This window comes from Rathayibacter sp. AY1B6, assembly GCF_002932755.1.
Classification (GTDB): domain Bacteria; phylum Actinomycetota; class Actinomycetes; order Actinomycetales; family Microbacteriaceae; genus Rathayibacter.
The window spans coordinates 21,524-41,143 of record NZ_PSWL01000014.1 but is presented as its reverse complement, the minus strand read 5'-3'; the positions used below and the strand labels follow the sequence as shown (position 1 = coordinate 41,143).

The window sequence follows — 19,620 nt, the reverse complement described above, 5'->3', positions numbered from 1 at the left end:
GTCTGCTCCTTCGTGCGGGGAGCGCCCGGCCGGGTGGCCGGACGCTCCGCCGCAGGAGCAGGACCCCGCGCACTCGACGGTGCGGGTTCCTGCGAGAGCACGGACTCGTCCGTCAGCTCTCGCCGCCCGCGTTGCCGGTGGTGCCGGCGTTGACGTCGAGGAGGCGGTACTTCTCGATCGCCTGGACCGCGAGCGAGGGGTCGACCTCGCCGCGCTTGGCGAGCAGCTGCAGCGTCCGCACGACGACCGAGGGGCCGTCGATCTGGAAGTAGCGCCGCGCCGCTGCACGGGTGTCCGAGAAGCCGAAGTCGTCCGCGCCGAGCGTCGCGAAGTCGCCCGGGATGAACTGGCGCAGCTGGTCCGGGACCTGGTGCGAGAAGTCCGAGACGGCGACGAAGGGACCCTTCGCGTCCGCCAGCTTCTGCGTCACGTACGGCACCTGCTCGGCGTCCTCGGGGTGGAGGAAGTTGTGCTGCTCGGCCTTGATGCCGTCGCGGCGCAACTCGTTCCACGAGGTGACCGACCAGACGTCCGCCGAGACGCCCCAGTCCTCCGCGAGGAGCTTCTGCGCCTCGATCGCCCACGGCACCGCGACGCCCGAGGCGAGGAGCTGGGCCTTCGGCCCGTCCCACTGGCCCCAGGAGATGCGGTGGATGCCGCGGACGATGCCCTCGACGTCGACGTCCTCCGGCTCCTTCGGCTGCACGATCGGCTCGTTGTAGACCGTGATGTAGTACATGACGTTCGGGTCGGTGTGCTTCCCGCCGTACATGCGCTCGAGTCCGGACTGCACGATGTGCGCGATCTCGTACCCGTAGGCCGGGTCGTAGCTCACGACGGCCGGGTTGGTCGCCGCGAGGATCGGGGAGTGCCCGTCCGCGTGCTGGAGGCCCTCACCGGTCAGCGTGGTGCGCCCCGCGGTGGCGCCGATCATGAAGCCGCGCGACATCATGTCGCCGGCCGCCCAGATCGCGTCGCCCGTGCGCTGGAACCCGAACATCGAGTAGAAGACGTAGACCGGGATGAGCGGCTCGCCCTGCGTCGAGTAGGAGGTGCCGATCGCGGTGAACGCCGCGAGAGCGCCCGCCTCGTTGATGCCGACGTGGAGGATCTGTCCCTGCGGGCTCTCCTTGTAGGCCAGGAGGAGCTCGCGGTCGACCGACGTGTAGTGCTGGCCGCGGGGGTTGTAGATCTTCGCGTTCGGGAAGAACGCGTCCATGCCGAAGGTGCGCGCCTCGTCCGGGATGATCGGGACGACGCGGTTGCCGAAGTCCTTCGAGCGGAGGATGTCCTTCAAAATGCGGACGAACGCCATGGTGGTGGCGATCTCCTGCGTCCCGGAGCCCTTCTTGCCGACCGCGTACGCCGAGTCCTCGGGGAGGTTCAGCTGCGTGTACTTGGAGCGGCGCTCGGGGAGGTAGCCGCCGAGCGCGCGGCGGCGCTCCTGCAGGTACTCGATCGCCTCGTCGTTCTGACCGGGGTGGTAGTACGGCGGGAGGTACGGGTTCTCCTCGAGCTGCGCGTCCGTGATCGGGATGCGCATGGTGTCGCGGAACGACTTGAGGTTGTCCAGCGTCATCTTCTTCATCTGGTGGGTCGCGTTGCGGCCCTCGAAGCTGCGGCCGAGCCCGTAGCCCTTGATGGTGTGGGCGAGGATGACGGTGGGCTGGCCCTTGTGCTCGGTCGCGGCCTTCATGGCCGCGTAGATCTTGCGGTAGTCGTGGCCGCCGCGGCGCAGGCCCCAGATCTGCTCGTCGGAGTAGCCCTCGACGAGCTTCTTGGCGCGGGGGTCGCGGCCGAAGAAGTTCTCGCGGACGTAGGCGCCGTCCTCCGTCTTGTAGGTCTGGAAGTCGCCGTCGGGCGTCTTGTTCATCAGGTCGAGCAGCGCGCCCTCGGTGTCGCGGGCGAGCAGGTCGTCCCACTCGCGGCCCCAGATGAGCTTGATGACGTTCCAGCCCGCGCCGCGGAAGTACGACTCGAGCTCCTGCACGATCTTGCCGTTGCCGCGCACGGGTCCGTCGAGGCGCTGGAGGTTGCAGTTGACGATGAAGTTCAGGTTGTCGAGGCCGTCGTTCGCGGCGACCTGGAGCTGACCGCGCGACTCGACCTCGTCCATCTCGCCGTCGCCGAGGAACGCCCAGACCTGCTGGTCGGAGGCGTCCTTGATGCCGCGGTTGGTGAGGTACTTGTTCGCCTGCGCCTGGTAGATGGCGTTGATCGGGCCGAGGCCCATCGACACCGTGGGGAACTGCCAGAACTCCGGCATGAGGCGCGGGTGCGGGTAGCTGGAGAGCCCGCCCCCCTGGTGCGACTTCTCCTGGCGGAAGCCGTCGAGCTGGTGCTCGCTCAGGCGTCCCTCGAGGAAGGCGCGCGCGTACGGGCCGGGGGAGGCGTGGCCCTGGATGAAGATCTGGTCGCCGCCGCCCGGGTGGTCCTGGCCGCGGAAGAAGTGGTTGAAGCCGACCTCGTACAGCGAGGCGCTCGACGCGTACGTCGAGATGTGGCCGCCGACCCCGATGCCGGGACGCTGCGCGCGGTGCACGAGGATGGCCGCGTTCCAGCGGATCCACGCGCGGTAGCGGCGCTCGACGTCCTCGTCGCCCGGGAAGTCGGGCTCGTTCTCGGGCGCGATGGTGTTGATGTAGTCCGTGGTGGGCACCATCGGCACGCCGAGGTGGAGCTCCTTGGAGCGCTTGAGGAGGCTGAGCATGACGTCGCGCCCGCGACCCCGGCCCCGCTCCTCGACGAGCGCATCGAGCGACTCGTTCCACTCCGACGTTTCCTCGGGGTCCGAGTCCACGTGACCGACGGAATACGGGTCCTGATCGTTAACAGTCACCCTCGACCTCTCTCTGGGGGCAGATCGTGCCCGAGACATCACTCTCATGAAGCGGTGCGGATCCGCGGATCCGGGGCTCGGATGACGAGCCGCGCGCGGGCACCTCCGTCAGCCTAGCGATTCCCGTGCCCCGAACCTGGAACCGCACTGTGGTGATCCACGACGGATGGGCGCCGTCGACTGTAGGAGAGCGCCAGACGGGACGCGTCGACCGGCCCGCGATCGGGCGAGACGGGCTGTTCCTTGGAGTCTGCGCGGAGCGGGTCTAGCATTGCCCCTCGTGCTCGCGCGACTCTCGTGCGCACGGAAGGACATCGGACCGATGGCTCTCGAGAAGCTGACCCTGGCTCCCGACTTCGAACTCGCGAACCAGTACGGCGAGCGCATCCAGCTGGGCGACTTCCACGGGCGGCGCAACGTCGCCCTCGTGTTCTTCCCCCTCGCCTTCTCCGGCACCTGCACCGGCGAGTTCTGCGCGCTGCGCGAGAACCTCTCCCTCTTCGAGCACGCCGACGTGGAGCTGATCGGCATCTCGGTCGACTCCAAGCACACGCTGCGCGCCTGGGGCGAGAAGCAGGGCTACGACTTCACGCTCCTCTCCGACTTCTGGCCGCACGGCGACGTCGCCAAGCAGTACGGCGTGTTCACCGAGGCGAAGGGCTACGCGACCCGCGCGACCTTCCTCATCGACAAGGCCGGCGTCATCCGGGACACGTTCATGACGGCCCCGGGCGAGCCGCGCTCGATCGACGCCTACCGCGCCGCGATCGACGCGCTCGCCCCCGCGCACGTCTGACCCTCCGGAGGCCGATCGCGCCGGTCCTCAGCTGAGGATGTTGACGGCCCGCGAGATCACGAGGGCCAGCAGGACGAAGCCGGTGAACGCCTCGGCGATCATCAGGAGCTTCATCCGGCTCGAGAGCGGCATCGTGTCGGTCGGGCTGAACGCCATGGTGTTCGTCGTCGAGACCGAGAGGTAGTCGACGAAGCCGGGCCGCCAGTCGGCGCGCTCGGAGGAGGTCGCGGCGACCTCGGGCGCGGTGTCTCGGTAGGTGTCCTGCGGGAAGGCGAAGTCGGCCGCCGGCAGCTCGGTGCGGGGGAGCGTTCCGCGGGCGACCGGACCGCCGCGGTCGAGCTCCCAGAACAGCAGCGCGTACGCGACGACGTTGGTGACCCAGACCTGGAGCGCGGTGAGCAGCAGCGGCGGGCCGTCGGCCGTCCCGTCGACGAGGTCGACGACCACGGCGACCACGTTCACCTGGTTCGCGACGGCGAGCACGACCGCCAGGGCGATGGAGACCCCGCGCGACCAGCGCGTCTCGCTGTCGAGGCGGCGCGGGTTGACGACGAACAGGGGCACGAGCAGAGCGAGCGTGATGCCGGCGGCGACGAGGCGGACGACCGAGGTGTCGGCGCTGTGACCGGCCACGTTCAGGGCGACGGCCACGAGGATCGCGGCGGAGGCGGGCCAGCGGCTCTCGGCGCGCCGTCTCGCCCGGGAGTCGCTGTCGGCGGTCATGTGCCGAGGCTAGTGCCCGCAGGGGGCCGCTCCGCCTGCCGTAGGATCGTGTCGATCGTCCGCGGGTGCGCCCGCGACGGGGGCCTTTAGCTCAGTTGGTAGAGCGCCACGTTTACACCGTGGATGTCATCGGTTCGAGCCCGGTAGGGCCCACCCCCTCAGGCGGTCGGAGCTCCGCGTCAGCGGGACTGGCGGCGCTTGTAGGGCTTCGGCTGGCCCTTCACGATCGGGGCCCGGCCGGTCCCCTTGGAGGCCTTGGCCTTGCCTCCCGACTTCGGAGCCGCCTCCGGCTCGTCGCCGAGAGCGGCCAGCTCCTCGCGGGCCGAGGCGAGGCGCTGCCGCCCGGCCGCGGTGAGGGTCGTCGCGGCGGCACCGGGCTCGAAGAGCGGCTTGCCGAGGTCGAGCTCGACCGCGGCGACGGAGGAGTCGAGCTTCTGCCGTGAGATGCCGAGACGCTCGGCGGCGCGCACGAAGTGCAGCTCCTCGGCGACCGCCACGAAATGGCGCAGCTGGCTGATCTTCATCCCGAACCCTTCACGGCCGCTCCCTGCGGCACGACCACGGTACGCGGTCCAGGATGGGGCGCCGACCGCCGGGAGCGCCGGCGGGAGCCGCGTCGGCCCGTCGATCCGCGCCAAACCCCCCGGCGGACATTGCCGGACGGAGGCGGGGGGCCTACGTTCGCGCCCGTGGGCGGTCCCGAAGCCGGCCACGGAGAGAGGCCGACGTGGGCGCGCTCATCTACAGCTCGATCGCGTCGCTCGACGGCTACGTGAACGACGCGGACGGCGGATTCGCCTGGGCGGAGCCGCGACCCGCCGTGCACCGCTTCATCACGGAGCGCGAGGGGCGGGTGCGCACGTACCTGTACGGGCGGCGCATGTACGAGGTGATGCGCGCGTGGGAGCAGACCTGGGCCCTCGCGGAGGAGTTCGCGTTCATCCGCGACTTCCAGGAGATGTGGCGGGCGGCCGACAAAGTCGTGTACTCGACCACGCTGGAGTCGGCCGACACCCGCCGCACCCGCGTCGAGAACGGGTTCGACCCGGTCGTCGTCGCCGCGCAGGTCGGCGCCGCCGACCACGACGTCTCGATCGGCGGGCCGACCCTGGCCCGACACGCGCTGCTCGCCGGGATCGTCGACGAGGTGCAGGTCTACACGGTGCCGGTGGCGGTGGGCGGCGGGACCCACTTCCTCCCGTGCGGGTTCCACGCGCGCCTCGACCTGCGCGAGGAGCACCGCTTCGCCGACGGAACGGTCTTCACGCGCTACAGCGTGCGGCGCTGAGACCGGCTACTCGGCGCCGACCAGCGCGGCGATCCTCGAGGCGAGACGGGCGCCCTGGGCGCGTCCGGCGCGGGCGGAGGCGGCGCGGACGGCCGGGTCGAGCGAGTTCGGGCCGAAGGCGCGCACCGACTCCTCGTCGGCGTAGAGCACCTCGACCCGCGAGTCCGCGAGAGCGTCGAGCTCGCCGGTCGGGACGAGGCCCGCGCCGGGCGTGCCGACGCCCGGCAGCGGAGTGACGATCAGGACCCAGTCGGCTCCCGCGGCGAGGTCGGCGTTGCTGCCGGAGCGCACGCCGCCGTCCATGTAGCGGACGCCGTCGATGCTGACGGGAGGCCAGACCCCGGGGACGGCGCAGCTGGCGGAGATCGCGTCGACGAGGCCGACACCGCTCTCGCGGTCGAACACGCGCAGCTCGCCGGTGGCCGTGTCGACCGCGGTGATGAGCAGACGCTGCTCGGGCCAGTCGGCGTCGCCCACGCGGGCGGAGATGACGGCCCGGCGGGTGTCCTCGGGGAGCGTCTCGGCCTCGAGCGCGAGGGTGCCGATGCGGCGCCGCGCGTCCTGGGGCGAGGTCGCGCCCTCGACGGCCGCGGCGAAGAGGGCCTGGAGGCGCTCGCCGTCGACGTCCGCTCCGATCTCGGCGGACTCCTCCTGGAGCTGGGACTCGTACGACTCGTCGAGGCCGGTCCCGGTGCTCAGCTGCGCGGCGACCGCGGAGCCGGCGGAGGTGCCGATGAAGGTCGTCGACGCGTCGAGCAGGAGGCGGGCCGCCTCGGGGGAGGCGTCGGCGAGGCCGCGGAGGACGCCGAGCTCCCAGGCGATTCCGGCGAGGCCGCCGCCGGCGAGGACGAGTGCACCAGGCATGGGGGAGGTCCTTTCGATCAGGATCAGGAGGGGTCGGGCGCTGCGGTGCGCCGCAGCACCAACGCTGTCACATCGTCGTGCGCGTCGTCTGCGAGAGCGTGCAGACGTTCGAAGAGAGCGGGGTCGTCGTTGCTCCGCACCAGCTCGGCGAGGCGGTCGAGCGCGTCGAGCCGCCCGCCGAAGACGTCGAGAAGGCCGTCGCTGCAGGAGAAGAGCGCGTCGCCGGGGGCGAGCACGCGCTGCTCCTCCTCCCAGGAGACGTCGGCGGCGATGCCGAGCGGGACGCCGGTGGAGGCGAGCCGCTCCGTGGTGCCGTCGGCGCGGAGGAGGAGGGTGAGGCCGTGGCCGCTGTCCACGAACGCGACGGCGCCGCTCGCGAGGTCGACCCGGGCGATCAGCGCGGTGGCGAACATCCCGGTCGCGGTCAGATCGGGCAGGAGCTGGCGGTTCACGGCCTCGACGGCCGCCGCGGGGGAGAGCTCCGGCCGAGCCTGGAACGCGGAGCGGATCGCGGAGGCGATGATCGCCGCCGACACTCCCTTGCCCATCACATCGACCAGCTCGAGGGAGAGGTCGTCCCCGCTGCGGCGCCACGCCGTGTAGTCGCCGGCGACGTCGTGCAGCGGCGTGGTCAGCGAGTCGAGGCTCCACTCGCCGAGGTCGAGGCGCTCGGGCCAGAGCCGCTCCTGCGTCTCGCTCGCGCGTCCGGAGAAGGCGATCTCGCCCAGCTCCCGCTCCGCCCACCGGCCGAGGTCCTCGAGGATCTCGCGCTCCTCCTCCGAGAAGCCGCGCACCTCGCTGTCGATGATACAGATCGTGCCGACGCGGAGGCCGTCCCCGACGACGAGCGGGCGGCCCGCGTAGAAGCGCACGTGGGGGGATCCGGTGACCACGCCGCGGTCGGCGAACCGCGGATCGGCGGTGGCGTCCTCGACGACGAGGATGTCGCCCTGCTGGACCGTGACGTCGCACATCGAGTCGGCGCGCAGCATCCTGCTCGCCCGCGCCGAGCGCTGGGGCGACTTCGTGAACTGCGTCGTCTCCTCGAGGATGTTGATCTCGGCGAGGGGGACGCGCAGGAGCCGGCGAGCGACGCGGGTGATCCTGTCGAAGCGCTCCTGGGGGGTGCTCAGGCCGACCCCGAGCTCGGCGACCGCAGCGAGGCGGGCGCGCTCGGGCGGCCCGCTCACGTGCGGGTCCGGGCGAGCGCCCAGAGGTTCTGCCCATCGACCCTGCGGTAGGAGAACTCGGTGACGAGGGCGTGGATGAACGGGATGCCGCGGCCGGCCTCGTCCCACTCGTCCGGCATGTCGCGGGGGTCGGCGACCTCGGCGGGCGCCTCCTCGGCGGAGTCGTTGAGCGAGGCCCGCAGCTCGGCCGCGTCGACGCGGATCTCGACCAGGCAGATGATGTGCCGGTACGACCGGGCGTGCTGGACGATGTTCGAGGTCAGCTCGACCAGCGCGGTCTCGAACGACATCCGGTCGACCGGCGCGACGCCCGGCTCTTCGAGCCACAGCTCCTCGAGCGCCTCGTGGACGGCGGTGACGCCGTCCTCGGGCGGCGTGCGCACGACGAAGGAGCGCTCAGGCACGGTAGGCCTCCTCGACGGTCTCTGCGCTCCCGAGAAGGCGGTCGAGGTTGGACAGGCCGAGCACCATGGCGGGCTGCTCGCCGGCGGCGGCCACGCGCAGCTCGCCGCCCGCCTTCCGCGCCTCCTTGAGGCCGGCGACGAGGACGCCGAGCCCCGATGAGTCGAGGAACTCGACCGACGCCAGGTCGACGACCACGCGGACCTCTCCCGCCTCGAGCGCGCGCTGGAGGACCGCTTCGAGCTCCCACGCCGTGGACAGGTCGAGCCGGCCGACGGGGCGGATCACCACGATGTCGGGCTCGATCCGCTCGGTGCTGATCCTCGAGCTGGGCTCCATGGTGTCCTCCTGACGGGACGGCACGCGGTTCCGGAGGGCTCGGAGACGCGGTGAGGACGCGGTCGGGGGCGCGACCGAGGGGTTCCGGATCCGATGCGGGAGTGAATCGGGGAGTTCGTCCGCATCCGACCGTACAAGGGAACGGGGCGCCCCGTGGGAGGCGTGACCGGATCCGCGCTGCGATCCGCGATAGGCGGTCCTGCGGAGGAGGCTCCGCTCAGCCCCTCGCGGCGGCGAGAGCGTCGGCGGCGAGCCGCGCGGAGGCCTCCCGGCCGGTCAGCCAGAGCGGCACGGAGCGGGCGCGGAGCCCCGCCGACTCGAGCGCCGGGACCGCGTCCGCGTCCTCCTCGCCGACGAGCCAGGCGTCGAGGAGGCCGCCCTCGCTCCGAGCTCCGTAGTGCCGGCCGACGGCCTCGGCGGAGGTCTCGACGCCGATCGCGGCGAGGCAGGCGTCGGCCATGCCGCGCACGACCGCGCCGCCGATGACGGGGGAGACGCCCACGACGGGTGCGGAGGTCTGGCGGAGGGCGTCCGCGATCCCGGGGACGCCGAGGATGGTGCCGATCGAGACGACGGGATTGGAGGGGGCGACGAGCACCGCGTCGGTGTCGGCGATCGCCTCCAGCACGCCCGGGGCGGGACGGGCGCTCTCCACCCCCTGCTGGACGAAGCGGCGGGCGGGCGCGGACGCGCGCAGCCGCACCCACCACTCCTCGAAGTGGAGGAGCCGCACGCCCTCCCCGGGAAGCTCGACCTCGACGTGGGTCTCGACGTCCTGGTCCGACATCGGCAGCAGGCGGACCCCCAGCGGCCAGCGGGCGGTGATCCGGGCGGTCGCCTCCGAGAGGGTGAGGCCGTCGCGCAGCATCGAGCTGCGGGCGATGTGGGTGCCGAGGTCGAGATCGCCCAGGGTGAACCACGGCCAGCCGACGCCGAAGGCGGTGAGCTCGGCCGAGACCCGCTCGCTCTCGCCGGCCCGGCCCCAGCCGCGCTCGGTGTCGTTCACTCCGCCGAGCGCGTAGGTGATCGAGTCGAGGTCGGGGCAGACCTTGAGGCCGGTGAGCCACATGTCGTCTCCGGTGTTGACGACGACGGTGATCTCGCTCGCCTCGCCCCCGGCGGCCTCGAGGTCGCGGAGGTGCTCGCGGACCGCCGAGGTGAAGCGGGCGCCGCCGACGCCTCCGGCCAGGATCGTGATGCGCATCCGCCCACGCTAGCGGCACCGACGGATTCCTCCCCCGGCGAGCCTTAATGCTGCGGATCCGCGCCGGAAACACCGGGGAAACGTCGAACCCCGACGATGAAGCCCTGTCCGCGGAGCCGGGACGGTCCGTCATTGCCTTCGGGCCCGGCGGGGACCACAGTGGGTCCACGTCCCCCGCTCCTCACCGCCCGGCGGAGCACGACCGGAGCCGGACAGGGACGCCCGAGCATGGAGGTACCGATGACCATCGTCCGCGCAGCGATCACCCAGACGACCTGGACCGGCGACAAGGAGTCGATGCTCGACAAGCACGAGCAGATGGCCCGGGACGCCGCGGCCGACGGCGCGCAGATCGTCTGCTTCCAGGAGCTGTTCTACGGCCCGTACTTCGGCATCACGCAGGACAAGAAGTACTACCGCTACGCCGAGCCCGCCGACGGGCCGATCGTGCAGCGGTTCGCGGCCCTCGCGAAGGAGCTCGGCGTGGTGATGATCCTCCCGATCTACGAGGAGGAGCAGACCGGCGTCTACTACAACACCGCGGTCGTGGTCGACGCCGACGGGACGATCCTCGGCAAGTACCGCAAGCACCACATCCCGCACCTGGACCGCTTCTGGGAGAAGTTCTACTTCCGGCCGGGGAACCTCGGCTTCCCGGTCTTCGACACCGCGGTCGGCAAGGTCGGCGTCCACATCTGCTACGACCGCCACTTCCCGGAGGGCTGGCGGGAGCTGGGCCTGAACGGCGCCCACCTCGTCTTCAACCCCAACGCGACCAAGCCCGGACTGTCGAACCGCCTCTGGGAGGTCGAGGGCCCGGCGGCCGCGGTGGCGAACGGCTACTTCGTGCTGCAGCCCAACCGGGTCGGCCGGGAGGACAACGAGTACGGCGAGCTCGCGGTCGACTTCTACGGCACCAGCCAGATCATCGATCCGCGGGGGGAGTTCGTCGGCGAGCGGGGCTCGGGCGAGGCCGAGGAGATCCTGATCCGCGACCTCGAGATGGACATGGTGCAGGAGATGCGCGACGACTGGCAGTTCTACCGGGACCGCCGGCCGGAGTCCTACACCAGCATCCCGAAGCCGTGACCGCAGTTCGAGACGGGGAAGACCGATGAAGACCCTCATCACCGGCGGGACGGTCGTCAACGCGACCGGCACCGGAGCAGCAGACGTCCTGATCGACGGCGAGACCATCGCCGCGGTCCTCGCCCCCGGCTCCACGCTGCTGGGCTTCGACCTGGCGGCCCACGTGGACCGCGTGATCGACGCGAGCGGCAAGTACGTCATCCCGGGCGGGATCGACGCGCACACGCACATGGAGATGCCCTTCGGCGGCACCTCCGCCTCCGACACCTTCGAGACCGGGACGCGGGCGGCGGCCTGGGGAGGCACGACGTCGATCGTGGACTTCGTGGTGCAGTACCCGGGCGAGAGCGTCGTCGACCGGTTCCAGGCGTGGCAGGAGAAGGCGGCCGGCAACTGCGCGATCGACTACGGCTTCCACCAGATCCTCTCGGACGTGCAGGACTCCTCGCTCGTCGCGATGGACGAGCTGATGCGCGAGGGGGTGACCAGCTTCAAGCTGTTCATGGCCTACAAGGGCGTGTTCCTCTCGGACGACGGGCAGATCCTGCGGGCGTTCCAGAAGGGCGCCGAGAACGGCGCGATGATGATGATGCACGCCGAGAACGGCGCCCTCATCGACGAGCTGGTGAAGCAGACCCTCGCCGCCGGGAACACCGCGCCGTACTTCCACGGGACCTCGCGGCCCTGGCAGGCGGAGGAGGAGGCGACGCACCGGGCGATCATGATCGCCGACCTGACCGGCGCGCCGCTCTACGTCGTGCACGTGTCGGCGAAGCAGGCGGTCGAGCAGATCGCGCAGGCCCGCGACCGGGGCATGAACGTGTTCGGCGAGACCTGCCCGCAGTACCTGTACCTCTCGCTGGAGGACCAGCTCGGCGCGTCCAGTGAGCAGTGGGGCGGCTTCGAGGGCGCGAAGTGGGTGTGCTCCACCCCGTTGCGCTCGAAGGCGGAGGGGCACCAGCACCACATGTGGCAGTCGCTGCGCACCAACGACATCCAGATGGTCTCCACCGACCACTGCCCCTTCTGCATGAAGGGCCAGAAGGACATGGGCGTCGGCGACTTCTCGAAGATCCCCAACGGGATCGGCTCGGTGGAGCACCGGATGGACCTGATGTACCAGGGCGTCGTGTCCGGGCAGATCTCCCTGCCGCGCTGGGTGGAGCTCACCTCGACCACTCCGGCGCGGATGTTCGGGATGTACGGCAGGAAGGGCGTCATCCAGCCCGGAGCCGACGGCGACGTCGTCGTCTACGACCCGAACGGGCACACCTCGATCGGGATCGGCGAGGGCCGCAGCCACCACATGAACATGGACTACTCGGCCTGGGAGGGCTTCGAGATCGACGGCCACGTCGACACGGTGATCTCCCGCGGCAGGGTCGTCGTCGACGACGGCTCCTACGTCGGCACGAAGGGCGACGGGGCGTACATCCCGCGCGGTCTGAGCCAGTACCTGATCTGAGCCGGCACCCGATCCGAGCCAGCACCTGATCGAGCAGAAGGAACCCCATGGACTTCGGAGTCGTCCTCCAGACCAACCCGCCCGCCTCGCGCACCGTCGCGCTCGCCGTCCTCGCGGAGACGCACGGCTTCGACTACGCGTGGACCTTCGACTCGCACCTGCTCTGGCAGGAGCCCTACGTGATCTACTCGCAGATCCTCGAGAGGACGCACCGGATCACGGTCGGCCCGATGGTCACCAACCCCGCCACGCGCGACTGGACGGTCATCGCCTCGCTGCACGCGACGCTCAACGAGATGTACGGGAACCGCACGGTGTGCGGGATCGGACGCGGCGACTCGGCGGTGAGGGTGACCGGAGGAGCTCCGACGACGCTCAAGACGCTGCGGGAGTCGATCCACGTCATCCGCGAGCTCGCCAACAGCCGGCCGGTCGAGTACAACGGCCAGACGCTGCAGTTCCCGTGGAGCCGGGGCTCGTCCCTGGAGATGTGGGTCGCCGCCTACGGCCCGCTCGCCCTGAAGCTCGCGGGCGAGGTCGGCGACGGCTTCATCCTGCAGCTGGCCGACGTGGACATCGCGCGCTGGATGATCGGGGCCGTCAAGGAGGCGGCGGCGAACGCCGGCCGGGATCCGGAGTCGCTGCAGTTCTGCGTCGCGGCGCCGATGTACATCGGCACCGACCGGGAGCACATGCGCGACCAGTGCCGCTGGTTCGGCGGGATGGTCGGCAACCACGTGGCCGACATCGTGGGCCGCTACGGCGCCTCGGGAGCGGTGCCGCAGGCGCTGACGGACTACATCGCCGGCCGCGAGGGCTACGACTACAACGAGCACGGCCGTGCGGGCAACAGCCACACCGCCTTCGTGCCGGACGAGATCGTGGAGCGCTTCTGCGTGCTGGGCACGGCGGACGAGCACATCGAGAAGCTCCGGGCGCTCGCCGACATCGGCGTGACGCAGTTCGCGGGCTACCTCCAGCACGACAACAAGGAGGAGACGCTGCGCGTGTACGGCGAGCGGGTCATCCCCGAGCTGCGCGAGCACATCGTGGCCCGCGCATGAGACCGGCCCTCGCGCGCGGGCTCGTGCTCGGCGCCGGCGGGCTGCTCCTGCTCGCGCTGGTGTGGGAGGGCTGGAAAGTGCTCGGGCCCGAGGCGGGGGTGGTCGTCGGAGGCGTCACGGTGCTCCCGCGCACGAGCGCGATCGCGATGCCCCACCTCTGGGAGATCGCGGCCCGGCTCGGCGAGCCGGTCACCGGAGCGCGCAACGCTCCGGCGCTCTGGTCGGCCGTCCTGGGGGCGAGCGCCTTCTCTCTGGGGATCGCCGCGGTCGGCTGGGTCGTCGGCACCGTCGTCGGACTGCTCCTCGCCCTCCTGATGCAGCGGTTCCGCACGGCGGAGTCGGCGGTGCTTCCCTGGATCGTGCTGAGCCAGACGGTGCCCCTGATCGCGATCGCCCCGCTGGTCCGGCGCTGGGGGTCGCAGCTCGAGCTCGGACCGGTGACCTGGGAGAACTGGATGTCGGTGGCCCTGATCGCCTCCTACCTCGCGTTCTTCCCCGTCTCGATCGGCGCGCTCCGCGGTCTCGGTTCGCCGACCGCCCACCAGGTGGAGCTGATGCGCGTCTACGGCGTGGGCTGGTGGAAGACGCTGGTGCGCCTGAGGCTCCCGGCGAGCGTGCCCTACCTGCTGCCGGCCCTCCGGCTCGGAGCGGTCAGCGCCGTCGTCGGCACGATCGTCGCCGAGGTGTCGATCGGTCTGCGCGGCGGCATCGGCCGCATGATCATCGAGTTCGCCTCCGCCGCTGGAGGCGACCCCGCCAAGCCGTGGGCGCCGATCCTCGGAGCGGTGCTGGTGGGCCTCGCGGCCGCCGGAGCCGTCGCCCTGCTCGGCTCCCTCCTCCGTCCGTTCCGCCGAGGGGAGCAGCCCGCATGAGCACTGCAGGATCCGCGGTCGTCGTCGACACCGTCACGAGGACCTTCACCACCGCCAGGGCTGCGAGCGTGACCGCGCTCCAGGACGTGTCGCTCGAGGTCGCCGCGGGGGAGTTCGTCTCGCTGATCGGCCCGTCCGGCTGCGGGAAGTCGACGCTGCTGCGGCTGATCGCCGACCTCGACGAGCCGGACTCCGGCTCGATCGCCGTGTTCGGCAAGACGGCGCGGCAGGCGAGGCTCGACCAGGACTACGGGATCGCCTTCCAGCAGGCGGGCCTCCTGCCCTGGCGGACGATCCGGGCGAACATCGCCCTGCCGCTCGAGCTCCACGGCGTCGCCGCCGCTGTCCGGCGCTCGCGCGTCGACGAGCTGCTGGCGCTGGTCGGGCTCGGCGACTTCGCCGACTCCTACCCGGACCAGCTCTCCGGCGGGATGCAGCAGCGCGTCGCCATCGCCCGCGCGCTCGCCGAGAGCCCGCGGCTGCTGCTGATGGACGAGCCGTTCGGCGCGCTCGACGAGATGACCCGCGAGCGGATGCAGACGGAGCTGCTGCGGATCCGGCGCGAGACCGGCGCGGCCGTCGTCTTCGTCACCCACTCGATCCCGGAGGCGGTGTTCCTCTCGGACCGGGTCGTGGTGATGTCGCCGCGACCCGGCAGGATCCGCGACGTCCTCCCGGTCGGACTCCCCGGAGCGTCCGAGCGCGACGCGGCGGTCCGGGAGGACACGGCGTTCTTCCGCGACGTGAGCGCCGTGCGGGAGCTGCTGCACGGCGACCTCGCGGCCGTGCCGCGCGGGGTGGAGAACCGGTGAGCACGACGGCGCTGGCGCGCAGCGTGCTCGCTCCGCTCGTGCTCGGGATCGCCGCGGTCCTGCTGTGGCAGGCCGGGGTCACCGCTCTGGCGATCCAGCCGTTCGTGCTCCCGTCGCCGCTCGCGATCGGACGGGAGTTCGCCGCCAACCTCGGCTCCGTCGCTGAGGGCAGCGCGGTGACCGGCCGCAACGCGCTGGTCGGCCTGCTGGTCGGCGCGGTGCTGGCGATCGTGGTCGCCGGGCTCTCGGCGCTCGCGAGGGTCTTCGACGGACTCGTCGCGCCGATCGTGGCAGCCGCCGCCGTCGTGCCGATCGTGGCCCTCGCTCCGGTGCTCTACACGATGTTCGGAGCGAACGCCGAGACCGCGCGGCAGCTCGTCGCGGCGCTCGCCGTGTTCGTGCCGGTCTACGTGACGACGCTGCGCGGGCTGCGGCAGGCCGCTCCGGTGCACCGCGACCTGCTGAAGGCCTACGCGGCGACGCCGTGGCAGACCGCCCGCACGATCACGCTGCCGGGCGCGGTGCCCTACGTCTTCACGGGGCTCCGCATCGCCTCCTCGCTGGCGGTGATCTCGGCGCTGGTCGCCGAGTACTTCGGCGGACCCGTCGGCGGGCTCGGCAAGTCGATCACCACGGCGGCCTCGGGCAGCGACTACGCGCTCGCCTACGCCTACGTCCTGGGCGCCGTGCTCGTCGGCCTCGCCTTCTACTGCGTGACGGCCGCACTCGAGGCCTTCGCGCTGCGGCGCAGCCGGATCCGCTGAGCTTCCCCGACTCCACCCGACTCTCCACTCGCACCGCCGCACGATCAGCGCCACCTGCACCACAGCACCACCTGCACCGCCGCACCACGGGGCGCGCCGCACCGGCGTCCCCCGCAGACCGCACCAGGAGGACCCGTGACCAGACGCACCCGCATCACCCTGACGACGACCGCCGCCTTCGCGGCCGTGGGCCTCGCGCTCACCGGCTGCAGCGCCTCCGGCGGCTCCGGCTCGGGATCCGACTCCGGCTCAGACGGGCTCACGCCGGTCACCCTGCAGCTGCAGTGGGTGGCCCAGGCGCAGTTCGCCGGGTACTACGCCGCCGTCGACCAGGGCTACTACGAGGACGAGGGCCTCGATGTGACCATCGCCGAGGGCGGCGGCGACATCGTCCCCCAGGACGTGCTCGCCTCGGGCGACGCCGACTACGCGATCTCCTGGGTCCCCAAGGTCCTCGGCTCGATCGAGCAGGGCGCCGAGATCACGGACGTCGCGCAGATCTTCGAGCGCAGCGCCACCACGCAGATCTCCTTCAAGGACAAGGGGATCACCTCGCCCGCCGACCTCGCCGGGAAGAGCGTGGGCAGCTGGGGGTACGGCAACGAGTGGGAGCTGTTCGCCGGCATGCAGAAGGACGGCGTCTCGCTCGACGACATCTCGCTGGTGCAGCAGCAGTTCGACATGAACGGGTTCCTCGCGGGCGACATCGACGCGGCCCAGGCGATGACCTACAACGAGTACGCCCAGGTCCTCGAGACCGTGAACCCCGCCACGGGCGAGCTGTACCAGCCGGACGACCTGAACGTCATCAGCTGGAACGACGTCGGGACCGCGATGCTCCAGGACGCGATCTGGGCCGATGCGGGCAGGCTCGCCGACGACGACGCGTACGCGGAGCAGACCGTCGCGTTCATCAAGGCCTCCATCAAGGGCTGGATCTACGCGAAGGACGACCCGCAGGGGGCGGCCGACATCGTCACCGCGGCCGGCTCGACGCTCGGCACCAGCCACCAGCTCTGGATGACCAACGAGGTCAACAAGCTGATCTGGCCCTCGACGGACGGCGTCGGGATGATCGACGAGGCCGCCTGGCAGCAGACCGTCGACATCGCGAAGGAGACGGAGAACGAGACGGGCGCCACGATCATCAGTGCGGACCCGCCCGCCACGGCCTACTCGAACGAGTACGTCGAGAAGGCGCTCTCCGAGCTCGCCGATGAGGGCGTGGACACGAGCGGAGCGGACTACGCCCCCATCGATGTGACGCTGGAGGCCGGCGGAGCCTGAGCCGGCGGATCCGCGATCCTGCCTCTCCCGGCCCTCCCGCCCCGGGGCGGGCCGGGGGGAGTAGGCTGGATCCTCGTGACTACTTTCAAGAAGACGCCGTTCACCGTGAACGTGCGCGACCTCGTGAGGCGACCGGGCGAGATGCGCGAGCACCGCCTCGAGCTCGAGGCGCCGGAGCAGTTCGGCGAGGGGATCGTCGCGGTCCGCAAGGGATCGGCCGTCGATCTCGACGTCCGGCTCGAGTCCGTGCACGAGGGGATCCTGGCCAGTGTCGAGGTGTCGGCGAGGGCCGACGGCGAGTGCAGCCGGTGCCTGACCGACATCTCCCTGCCTGTCGATGTCGAGTTCCAGGAACTTTTCGCGTACTCTTCTGACGAAGCTTTCGACTATGAGGTTCACGACGACCACGTGGATCTTGAACCTCTGGTCAGGGATGCGGTGGTTCTGTCGCTGCCGTTCCAGCCGGTCTGCCGGCCGGACTGTCCGGGCCTCGACCCCGTCACGGGGGAGCGGCTGGCCGATTCCTCCACGCCTGAACCCGAGGCGCCGCGCGACTCCCGGTGGGCCGCGCTCGCAGGGTTGGGCGAAGGGGACGGCGGGGCCGCAGCGCCCGGAGCTTCCACCGACAGAGCTTCCGCAGACAGCGGTGAGGGCGCGACCGCCCGCACCGAATCCGACTAGAGGTAGAGAAGAGAGAATCATGGCTGTTCCCAAGAGGAAGAAGTCCCGCGCGAACACCCACGCCCGTCGTTCGCAGTGGAAGGCCGAGGTCCCCACCCTCGTCAAGACCATCGAGAACGGCAAGGTCGTCTACAGCCTTCCCCACCGCGCCAAGGTCGTCGAGGACTCCGCGGGCACCGCGCTGTTCCTCGAGTACAAGGGCCGCAAGGTCGCCGACGTCTGATCCCGCTCCTGGTCCGCACGGCGCGGGGCGAACCGCCTCTCGACGAACGGACCGCGGTCCATGGTGAACCAGACCTCCGCACGACCCTCCAGCGACGACCGGTCGCGTCTGGAGGCCACGCTCGGCGTGAGCCTCGACGGTGAGCTCTTCGAGCTCGCCCTGACGCACCGGTCGTTCGCTTTCGAGCACGGCGGCATCCCGCACAACGAGCGCCTCGAGTTCCTCGGCGACTCGATCCTGGGGCAGGCCGTGACCGTCATGCTCTACACCGAGTACCCCGCCCTCAGCGAGGGCGACCTGGCCAAGCGCCGGGCGAGCCTCGTCTCGACCGTCGCGCTGGCCGAGATCGCCCGCGGCATCGGCCTGGGCGAGTTCCTCCGCCTCGGACGCGGCGAGGAGCTGACCGGCGGTCGGGACAAGGCGTCGATCCTCGCCGACACCGTCGAGGCCATCATCGGCGCCGTCTACCTCGGCACCGGGCCCGACGCGGCCCGTGACGTGGTGCTGCGCCTGATCGCCCCCCTCCGGGCCGATCCGCTCCGCTTCGGCGTCTCGATGGACCCGAAGACGAGCCTGCAGGAGACGGCCGCCGAGCGCGGTGCGCCGGCCCCGCGCTACGAGATCGCCGCCACCGGCCCCGACCACAACAAGGTCTTCGTCGCCACCGTGATCGTCGGCGGACTCGTCACCGCCCGCGGCGAGGGCACCAGCAAGAAGGCGGCCGAGATGGCCGCTGCGCTGGACGCGTGGACCCGTCTGGCGGCTCCCGGCGCACCCGCCGCTCCTGCGGCCTCGGACTGATCGTGCCCGAGCTGCCCGAGGTCGAGGTGGTGCGCGCGGGCCTCGCCCCGGCGGTCACCGGCTCCCTGGTGACCGGCGTCGAGATCGTCGACGAGCGCTCGCTCAAGCGGCACGTGCATCCGCACGGGACCTTCGAGCGCCTGCTCGTCGGGCGCCGGCTGGAAGCGGCGGTGCGGCGCGGGAAGTTCCTCTGGCTGCCGGCCGGCCGCGACGAGGCGCTGCTGGTGCACCTCGGCATGAGCGGGCAGGTGCTGCTGCGCACGGCGGATGCGGCGCTGCCGCGGCTGGCGCGCATCCGGATCGGGATCGAGCACCCCGAGCACGGCGAGCTGGCCCTGCACTTCGTCGACCAGCGGATCTTCGGCTCGATGGCGGTCGACGCGCTGGTGCCGACGCCGGACGGAGCGCCGGGCGGCTACGCGGGCGAGGAGGCCCGCGGAGGCGGCTGGCTGCGCGCCGTGCCCTCGCAGGTCGCGCACATCGCCCGCGATCCGCTCGACCCCTCCTTCGACCTGGGCTCGGTCGTCGCGGCGCTGGCGAGGAGGAGCAGCGGGATCAAGCGGGCGCTGCTCGACCAGACGCTCGTGAGCGGCATCGGGAACATCTACGCGGACGAGTCGCTGTGGGCGGCGGAGCTGCACCCGGAGCGGCCGAGCTCGTCGCTCGGCGAGGCGCGCATCCGCCGCCTCTTCGCCGAGGTCCGCTCCGTGCTGGAGCGGGCGCTGGCCGAGGGCGGCACCAGCTTCGACGCGCAGTACGTGAACGTGAACGGCGCCTCCGGCTACTTCTCGCACAGCCTGCACGCCTACGGGCGGACGGGGAAGCCGTGCGCCCGCTGCGGCGAGGCGATCGTGCGGGTGCCGTTCATGAACCGCTCCTCGCACCTCTGCCCGCACTGCCAGCAGCTGCCGCGCTGA

General features: G+C 71.3%; 21 protein-coding genes and 1 tRNA gene. 14 read left to right on the top strand and 8 right to left on the bottom strand.

The features are described 5' to 3' along the window. Positions 1-112: 112 nt before the first annotated feature. On the bottom strand, positions 113-2,839 hold the full coding sequence (gene aceE, locus C5D08_RS09225; RefSeq protein ID WP_104276789.1) for a pyruvate dehydrogenase (acetyl-transferring), homodimeric type: 2,727 nt from the start codon (positions 2,837-2,839) through the stop codon (positions 113-115). 322 nt (positions 2,840-3,161) lie between these two features. Here aceE and C5D08_RS09220 point away from each other — a divergent pair, with 322 nt between their 5' ends. Then, positions 3,162-3,635 (top strand): peroxiredoxin, encoded by a 474-nt coding sequence (locus C5D08_RS09220; protein ID WP_104238203.1) that lies wholly within the window; start codon positions 3,162-3,164, stop codon positions 3,633-3,635. A 27-nt stretch (positions 3,636-3,662) separates the two neighbouring features. On the opposite strand, the gene C5D08_RS09215 is transcribed toward C5D08_RS09220, so the two are convergent. After that, positions 3,663-4,358, bottom strand: coding sequence for a hypothetical protein (locus tag C5D08_RS09215; RefSeq protein ID WP_104276788.1), 696 nt, complete (start codon positions 4,356-4,358; stop codon positions 3,663-3,665). A gap of 80 nt (positions 4,359-4,438) precedes the next feature. On the opposite strand from C5D08_RS09215, the gene C5D08_RS09210 reads away from it, so the two are divergent. Then, a tRNA-Val gene (locus C5D08_RS09210) sits at positions 4,439-4,511 on the top strand. Between the two features lie 26 nt (positions 4,512-4,537). On the opposite strand, the gene C5D08_RS09205 is transcribed toward C5D08_RS09210, so the two are convergent. Further along, a complete protein-coding gene (locus C5D08_RS09205) occupies positions 4,538-4,882 on the bottom strand; it encodes a LysR family transcriptional regulator (RefSeq protein ID WP_104223469.1) in 345 nt (114 codons plus the stop codon). 203 nt (positions 4,883-5,085) lie between these two features. Here C5D08_RS09205 and C5D08_RS09200 point away from each other — a divergent pair, with 203 nt between their 5' ends. Continuing rightward, complete coding sequence (locus C5D08_RS09200; protein ID WP_104276787.1) at positions 5,086-5,646, top strand: dihydrofolate reductase family protein; 561 nt, start codon at positions 5,086-5,088, stop codon at positions 5,644-5,646. A 6-nt stretch (positions 5,647-5,652) separates the two neighbouring features. Here the strand turns inward: C5D08_RS09200 and C5D08_RS09195 are convergent, their stop codons facing one another. The 5 genes from C5D08_RS09195 to cofD all read right to left on the bottom strand — a co-directional run bounded on the left by C5D08_RS09195 (position 5,653) and on the right by cofD (position 9,645). After that, positions 5,653-6,510, bottom strand: coding sequence for a patatin-like phospholipase family protein (locus tag C5D08_RS09195; RefSeq protein WP_104276786.1), 858 nt, complete (start codon positions 6,508-6,510; stop codon positions 5,653-5,655). A gap of 23 nt (positions 6,511-6,533) precedes the next feature. After that, positions 6,534-7,700 carry a PP2C family protein-serine/threonine phosphatase gene (locus C5D08_RS09190; RefSeq protein WP_181110090.1) on the bottom strand — a complete coding sequence of 389 codons (1,167 nt, stop codon included), beginning with the start codon at positions 7,698-7,700 and terminating at the stop codon, positions 6,534-6,536. After that, positions 7,697-8,104: an ATP-binding protein gene (locus tag C5D08_RS09185; protein ID WP_104276784.1), complete on the bottom strand. Its 408-nt coding sequence runs from the start codon at positions 8,102-8,104 to the stop codon at positions 7,697-7,699. The genes C5D08_RS09190 and C5D08_RS09185 overlap by 4 nt, the downstream gene beginning before the upstream one ends. Beyond that, positions 8,097-8,441, bottom strand: coding sequence for an STAS domain-containing protein (locus C5D08_RS09180; protein WP_104276783.1), 345 nt, complete (start codon positions 8,439-8,441; stop codon positions 8,097-8,099). The genes C5D08_RS09185 and C5D08_RS09180 overlap by 8 nt, the downstream gene beginning before the upstream one ends. 217 nt (positions 8,442-8,658) lie before the next feature. Next, positions 8,659-9,645 (bottom strand): 2-phospho-L-lactate transferase, encoded by a 987-nt coding sequence (cofD, locus tag C5D08_RS09175; protein ID WP_104276782.1) that lies wholly within the window; start codon positions 9,643-9,645, stop codon positions 8,659-8,661. Between the two features lie 240 nt (positions 9,646-9,885). Here cofD and C5D08_RS09170 point away from each other — a divergent pair, with 240 nt between their 5' ends. The 11 genes from C5D08_RS09170 to mutM all read left to right on the top strand — a co-directional run bounded on the left by C5D08_RS09170 (position 9,886) and on the right by mutM (position 19,620). Further along, positions 9,886-10,734, top strand: a complete 849-nt coding sequence (locus C5D08_RS09170; protein ID WP_104276781.1) for a nitrilase-related carbon-nitrogen hydrolase — start codon at positions 9,886-9,888, stop codon at positions 10,732-10,734. A 25-nt stretch (positions 10,735-10,759) separates the two neighbouring features. Next, the gene (gene hydA, locus C5D08_RS09165) at positions 10,760-12,199 is read left to right on the top strand and encodes a dihydropyrimidinase (RefSeq protein WP_104276780.1); all 1,440 of its coding nucleotides are present in this window, start codon (positions 10,760-10,762) and stop codon (positions 12,197-12,199) included. 47 nt (positions 12,200-12,246) lie between these two features. Further along, complete coding sequence (locus C5D08_RS09160) at positions 12,247-13,263, top strand: TIGR03842 family LLM class F420-dependent oxidoreductase (RefSeq protein WP_104238194.1); 1,017 nt, start codon at positions 12,247-12,249, stop codon at positions 13,261-13,263. Then, positions 13,260-14,135 (top strand): ABC transporter permease, encoded by an 876-nt coding sequence (locus C5D08_RS09155; RefSeq protein WP_104276779.1) that lies wholly within the window; start codon positions 13,260-13,262, stop codon positions 14,133-14,135. The genes C5D08_RS09160 and C5D08_RS09155 overlap by 4 nt, the downstream gene beginning before the upstream one ends. Beyond that, complete coding sequence (locus tag C5D08_RS09150; protein ID WP_104276778.1) at positions 14,132-14,947, top strand: ABC transporter ATP-binding protein; 816 nt, start codon at positions 14,132-14,134, stop codon at positions 14,945-14,947. Before C5D08_RS09155 ends, C5D08_RS09150 begins: the two co-directional genes overlap by 4 nt. Continuing rightward, a complete protein-coding gene (locus C5D08_RS09145) occupies positions 14,944-15,711 on the top strand; it encodes an ABC transporter permease (RefSeq protein ID WP_104276777.1) in 768 nt (255 codons plus the stop codon). Before C5D08_RS09150 ends, C5D08_RS09145 begins: the two co-directional genes overlap by 4 nt. Before the next feature lie 135 nt (positions 15,712-15,846). Next, entirely contained in the window at positions 15,847-16,998 is a 1,152-nt protein-coding gene (locus C5D08_RS09140) for an ABC transporter substrate-binding protein (protein ID WP_258065105.1), read from the top strand. 141 nt (positions 16,999-17,139) lie between these two features. Further along, positions 17,140-17,679 carry a DUF177 domain-containing protein gene (locus C5D08_RS09135; RefSeq protein WP_104276832.1) on the top strand — a complete coding sequence of 180 codons (540 nt, stop codon included), beginning with the start codon at positions 17,140-17,142 and terminating at the stop codon, positions 17,677-17,679. A gap of 19 nt (positions 17,680-17,698) precedes the next feature. Then, the gene (rpmF, locus tag C5D08_RS09130; RefSeq protein WP_104223482.1) at positions 17,699-17,902 is read left to right on the top strand and encodes a 50S ribosomal protein L32; all 204 of its coding nucleotides are present in this window, start codon (positions 17,699-17,701) and stop codon (positions 17,900-17,902) included. A 60-nt stretch (positions 17,903-17,962) separates the two neighbouring features. Further along, positions 17,963-18,703, top strand: a complete 741-nt coding sequence (gene rnc / locus C5D08_RS09125) for a ribonuclease III (protein WP_104276776.1) — start codon at positions 17,963-17,965, stop codon at positions 18,701-18,703. 2 nt (positions 18,704-18,705) lie between these two features. Next, entirely contained in the window at positions 18,706-19,620 is a 915-nt protein-coding gene (gene mutM, locus C5D08_RS09120) for a bifunctional DNA-formamidopyrimidine glycosylase/DNA-(apurinic or apyrimidinic site) lyase (RefSeq protein WP_104276831.1), read from the top strand.

What these genes read in the sequence shown, in the direction of transcription:
- C5D08_RS09220 (WP_104238203.1), top strand. Translation starts at nt 3,162, where the DNA reads ATGGCTCTCGAGAAGCTGACCCTGGCTCCCGACTTCGAACTCGCGAAC.
- C5D08_RS09215 (WP_104276788.1), bottom strand. Translation starts at nt 4,358, where the DNA reads ATGACCGCCGACAGCGACTCCCGGGCGAGACGGCGCGCCGAGAGCCGC.
- C5D08_RS09205 (WP_104223469.1), bottom strand. Translation starts at nt 4,882, where the DNA reads ATGAAGATCAGCCAGCTGCGCCATTTCGTGGCGGTCGCCGAGGAGCTG.
- C5D08_RS09195 (WP_104276786.1), bottom strand. Translation starts at nt 6,510, where the DNA reads ATGCCTGGTGCACTCGTCCTCGCCGGCGGCGGCCTCGCCGGAATCGCC.
- C5D08_RS09180 (WP_104276783.1), bottom strand. Translation starts at nt 8,441, where the DNA reads ATGGAGCCCAGCTCGAGGATCAGCACCGAGCGGATCGAGCCCGACATC.
- cofD (WP_104276782.1), bottom strand. Translation starts at nt 9,645, where the DNA reads ATGCGCATCACGATCCTGGCCGGAGGCGTCGGCGGCGCCCGCTTCACC.
- C5D08_RS09170 (WP_104276781.1), top strand. Translation starts at nt 9,886, where the DNA reads ATGACCATCGTCCGCGCAGCGATCACCCAGACGACCTGGACCGGCGAC.
- hydA (WP_104276780.1), top strand. Translation starts at nt 10,760, where the DNA reads ATGAAGACCCTCATCACCGGCGGGACGGTCGTCAACGCGACCGGCACC.
- C5D08_RS09160 (WP_104238194.1), top strand. Translation starts at nt 12,247, where the DNA reads ATGGACTTCGGAGTCGTCCTCCAGACCAACCCGCCCGCCTCGCGCACC.
- C5D08_RS09155 (WP_104276779.1), top strand. Translation starts at nt 13,260, where the DNA reads ATGAGACCGGCCCTCGCGCGCGGGCTCGTGCTCGGCGCCGGCGGGCTG.
- C5D08_RS09150 (WP_104276778.1), top strand. Translation starts at nt 14,132, where the DNA reads ATGAGCACTGCAGGATCCGCGGTCGTCGTCGACACCGTCACGAGGACC.
- C5D08_RS09135 (WP_104276832.1), top strand. Translation starts at nt 17,140, where the DNA reads ATGCGCGAGCACCGCCTCGAGCTCGAGGCGCCGGAGCAGTTCGGCGAG.
- rpmF (WP_104223482.1), top strand. Translation starts at nt 17,699, where the DNA reads ATGGCTGTTCCCAAGAGGAAGAAGTCCCGCGCGAACACCCACGCCCGT.
- rnc (WP_104276776.1), top strand. Translation starts at nt 17,963, where the DNA reads ATGGTGAACCAGACCTCCGCACGACCCTCCAGCGACGACCGGTCGCGT.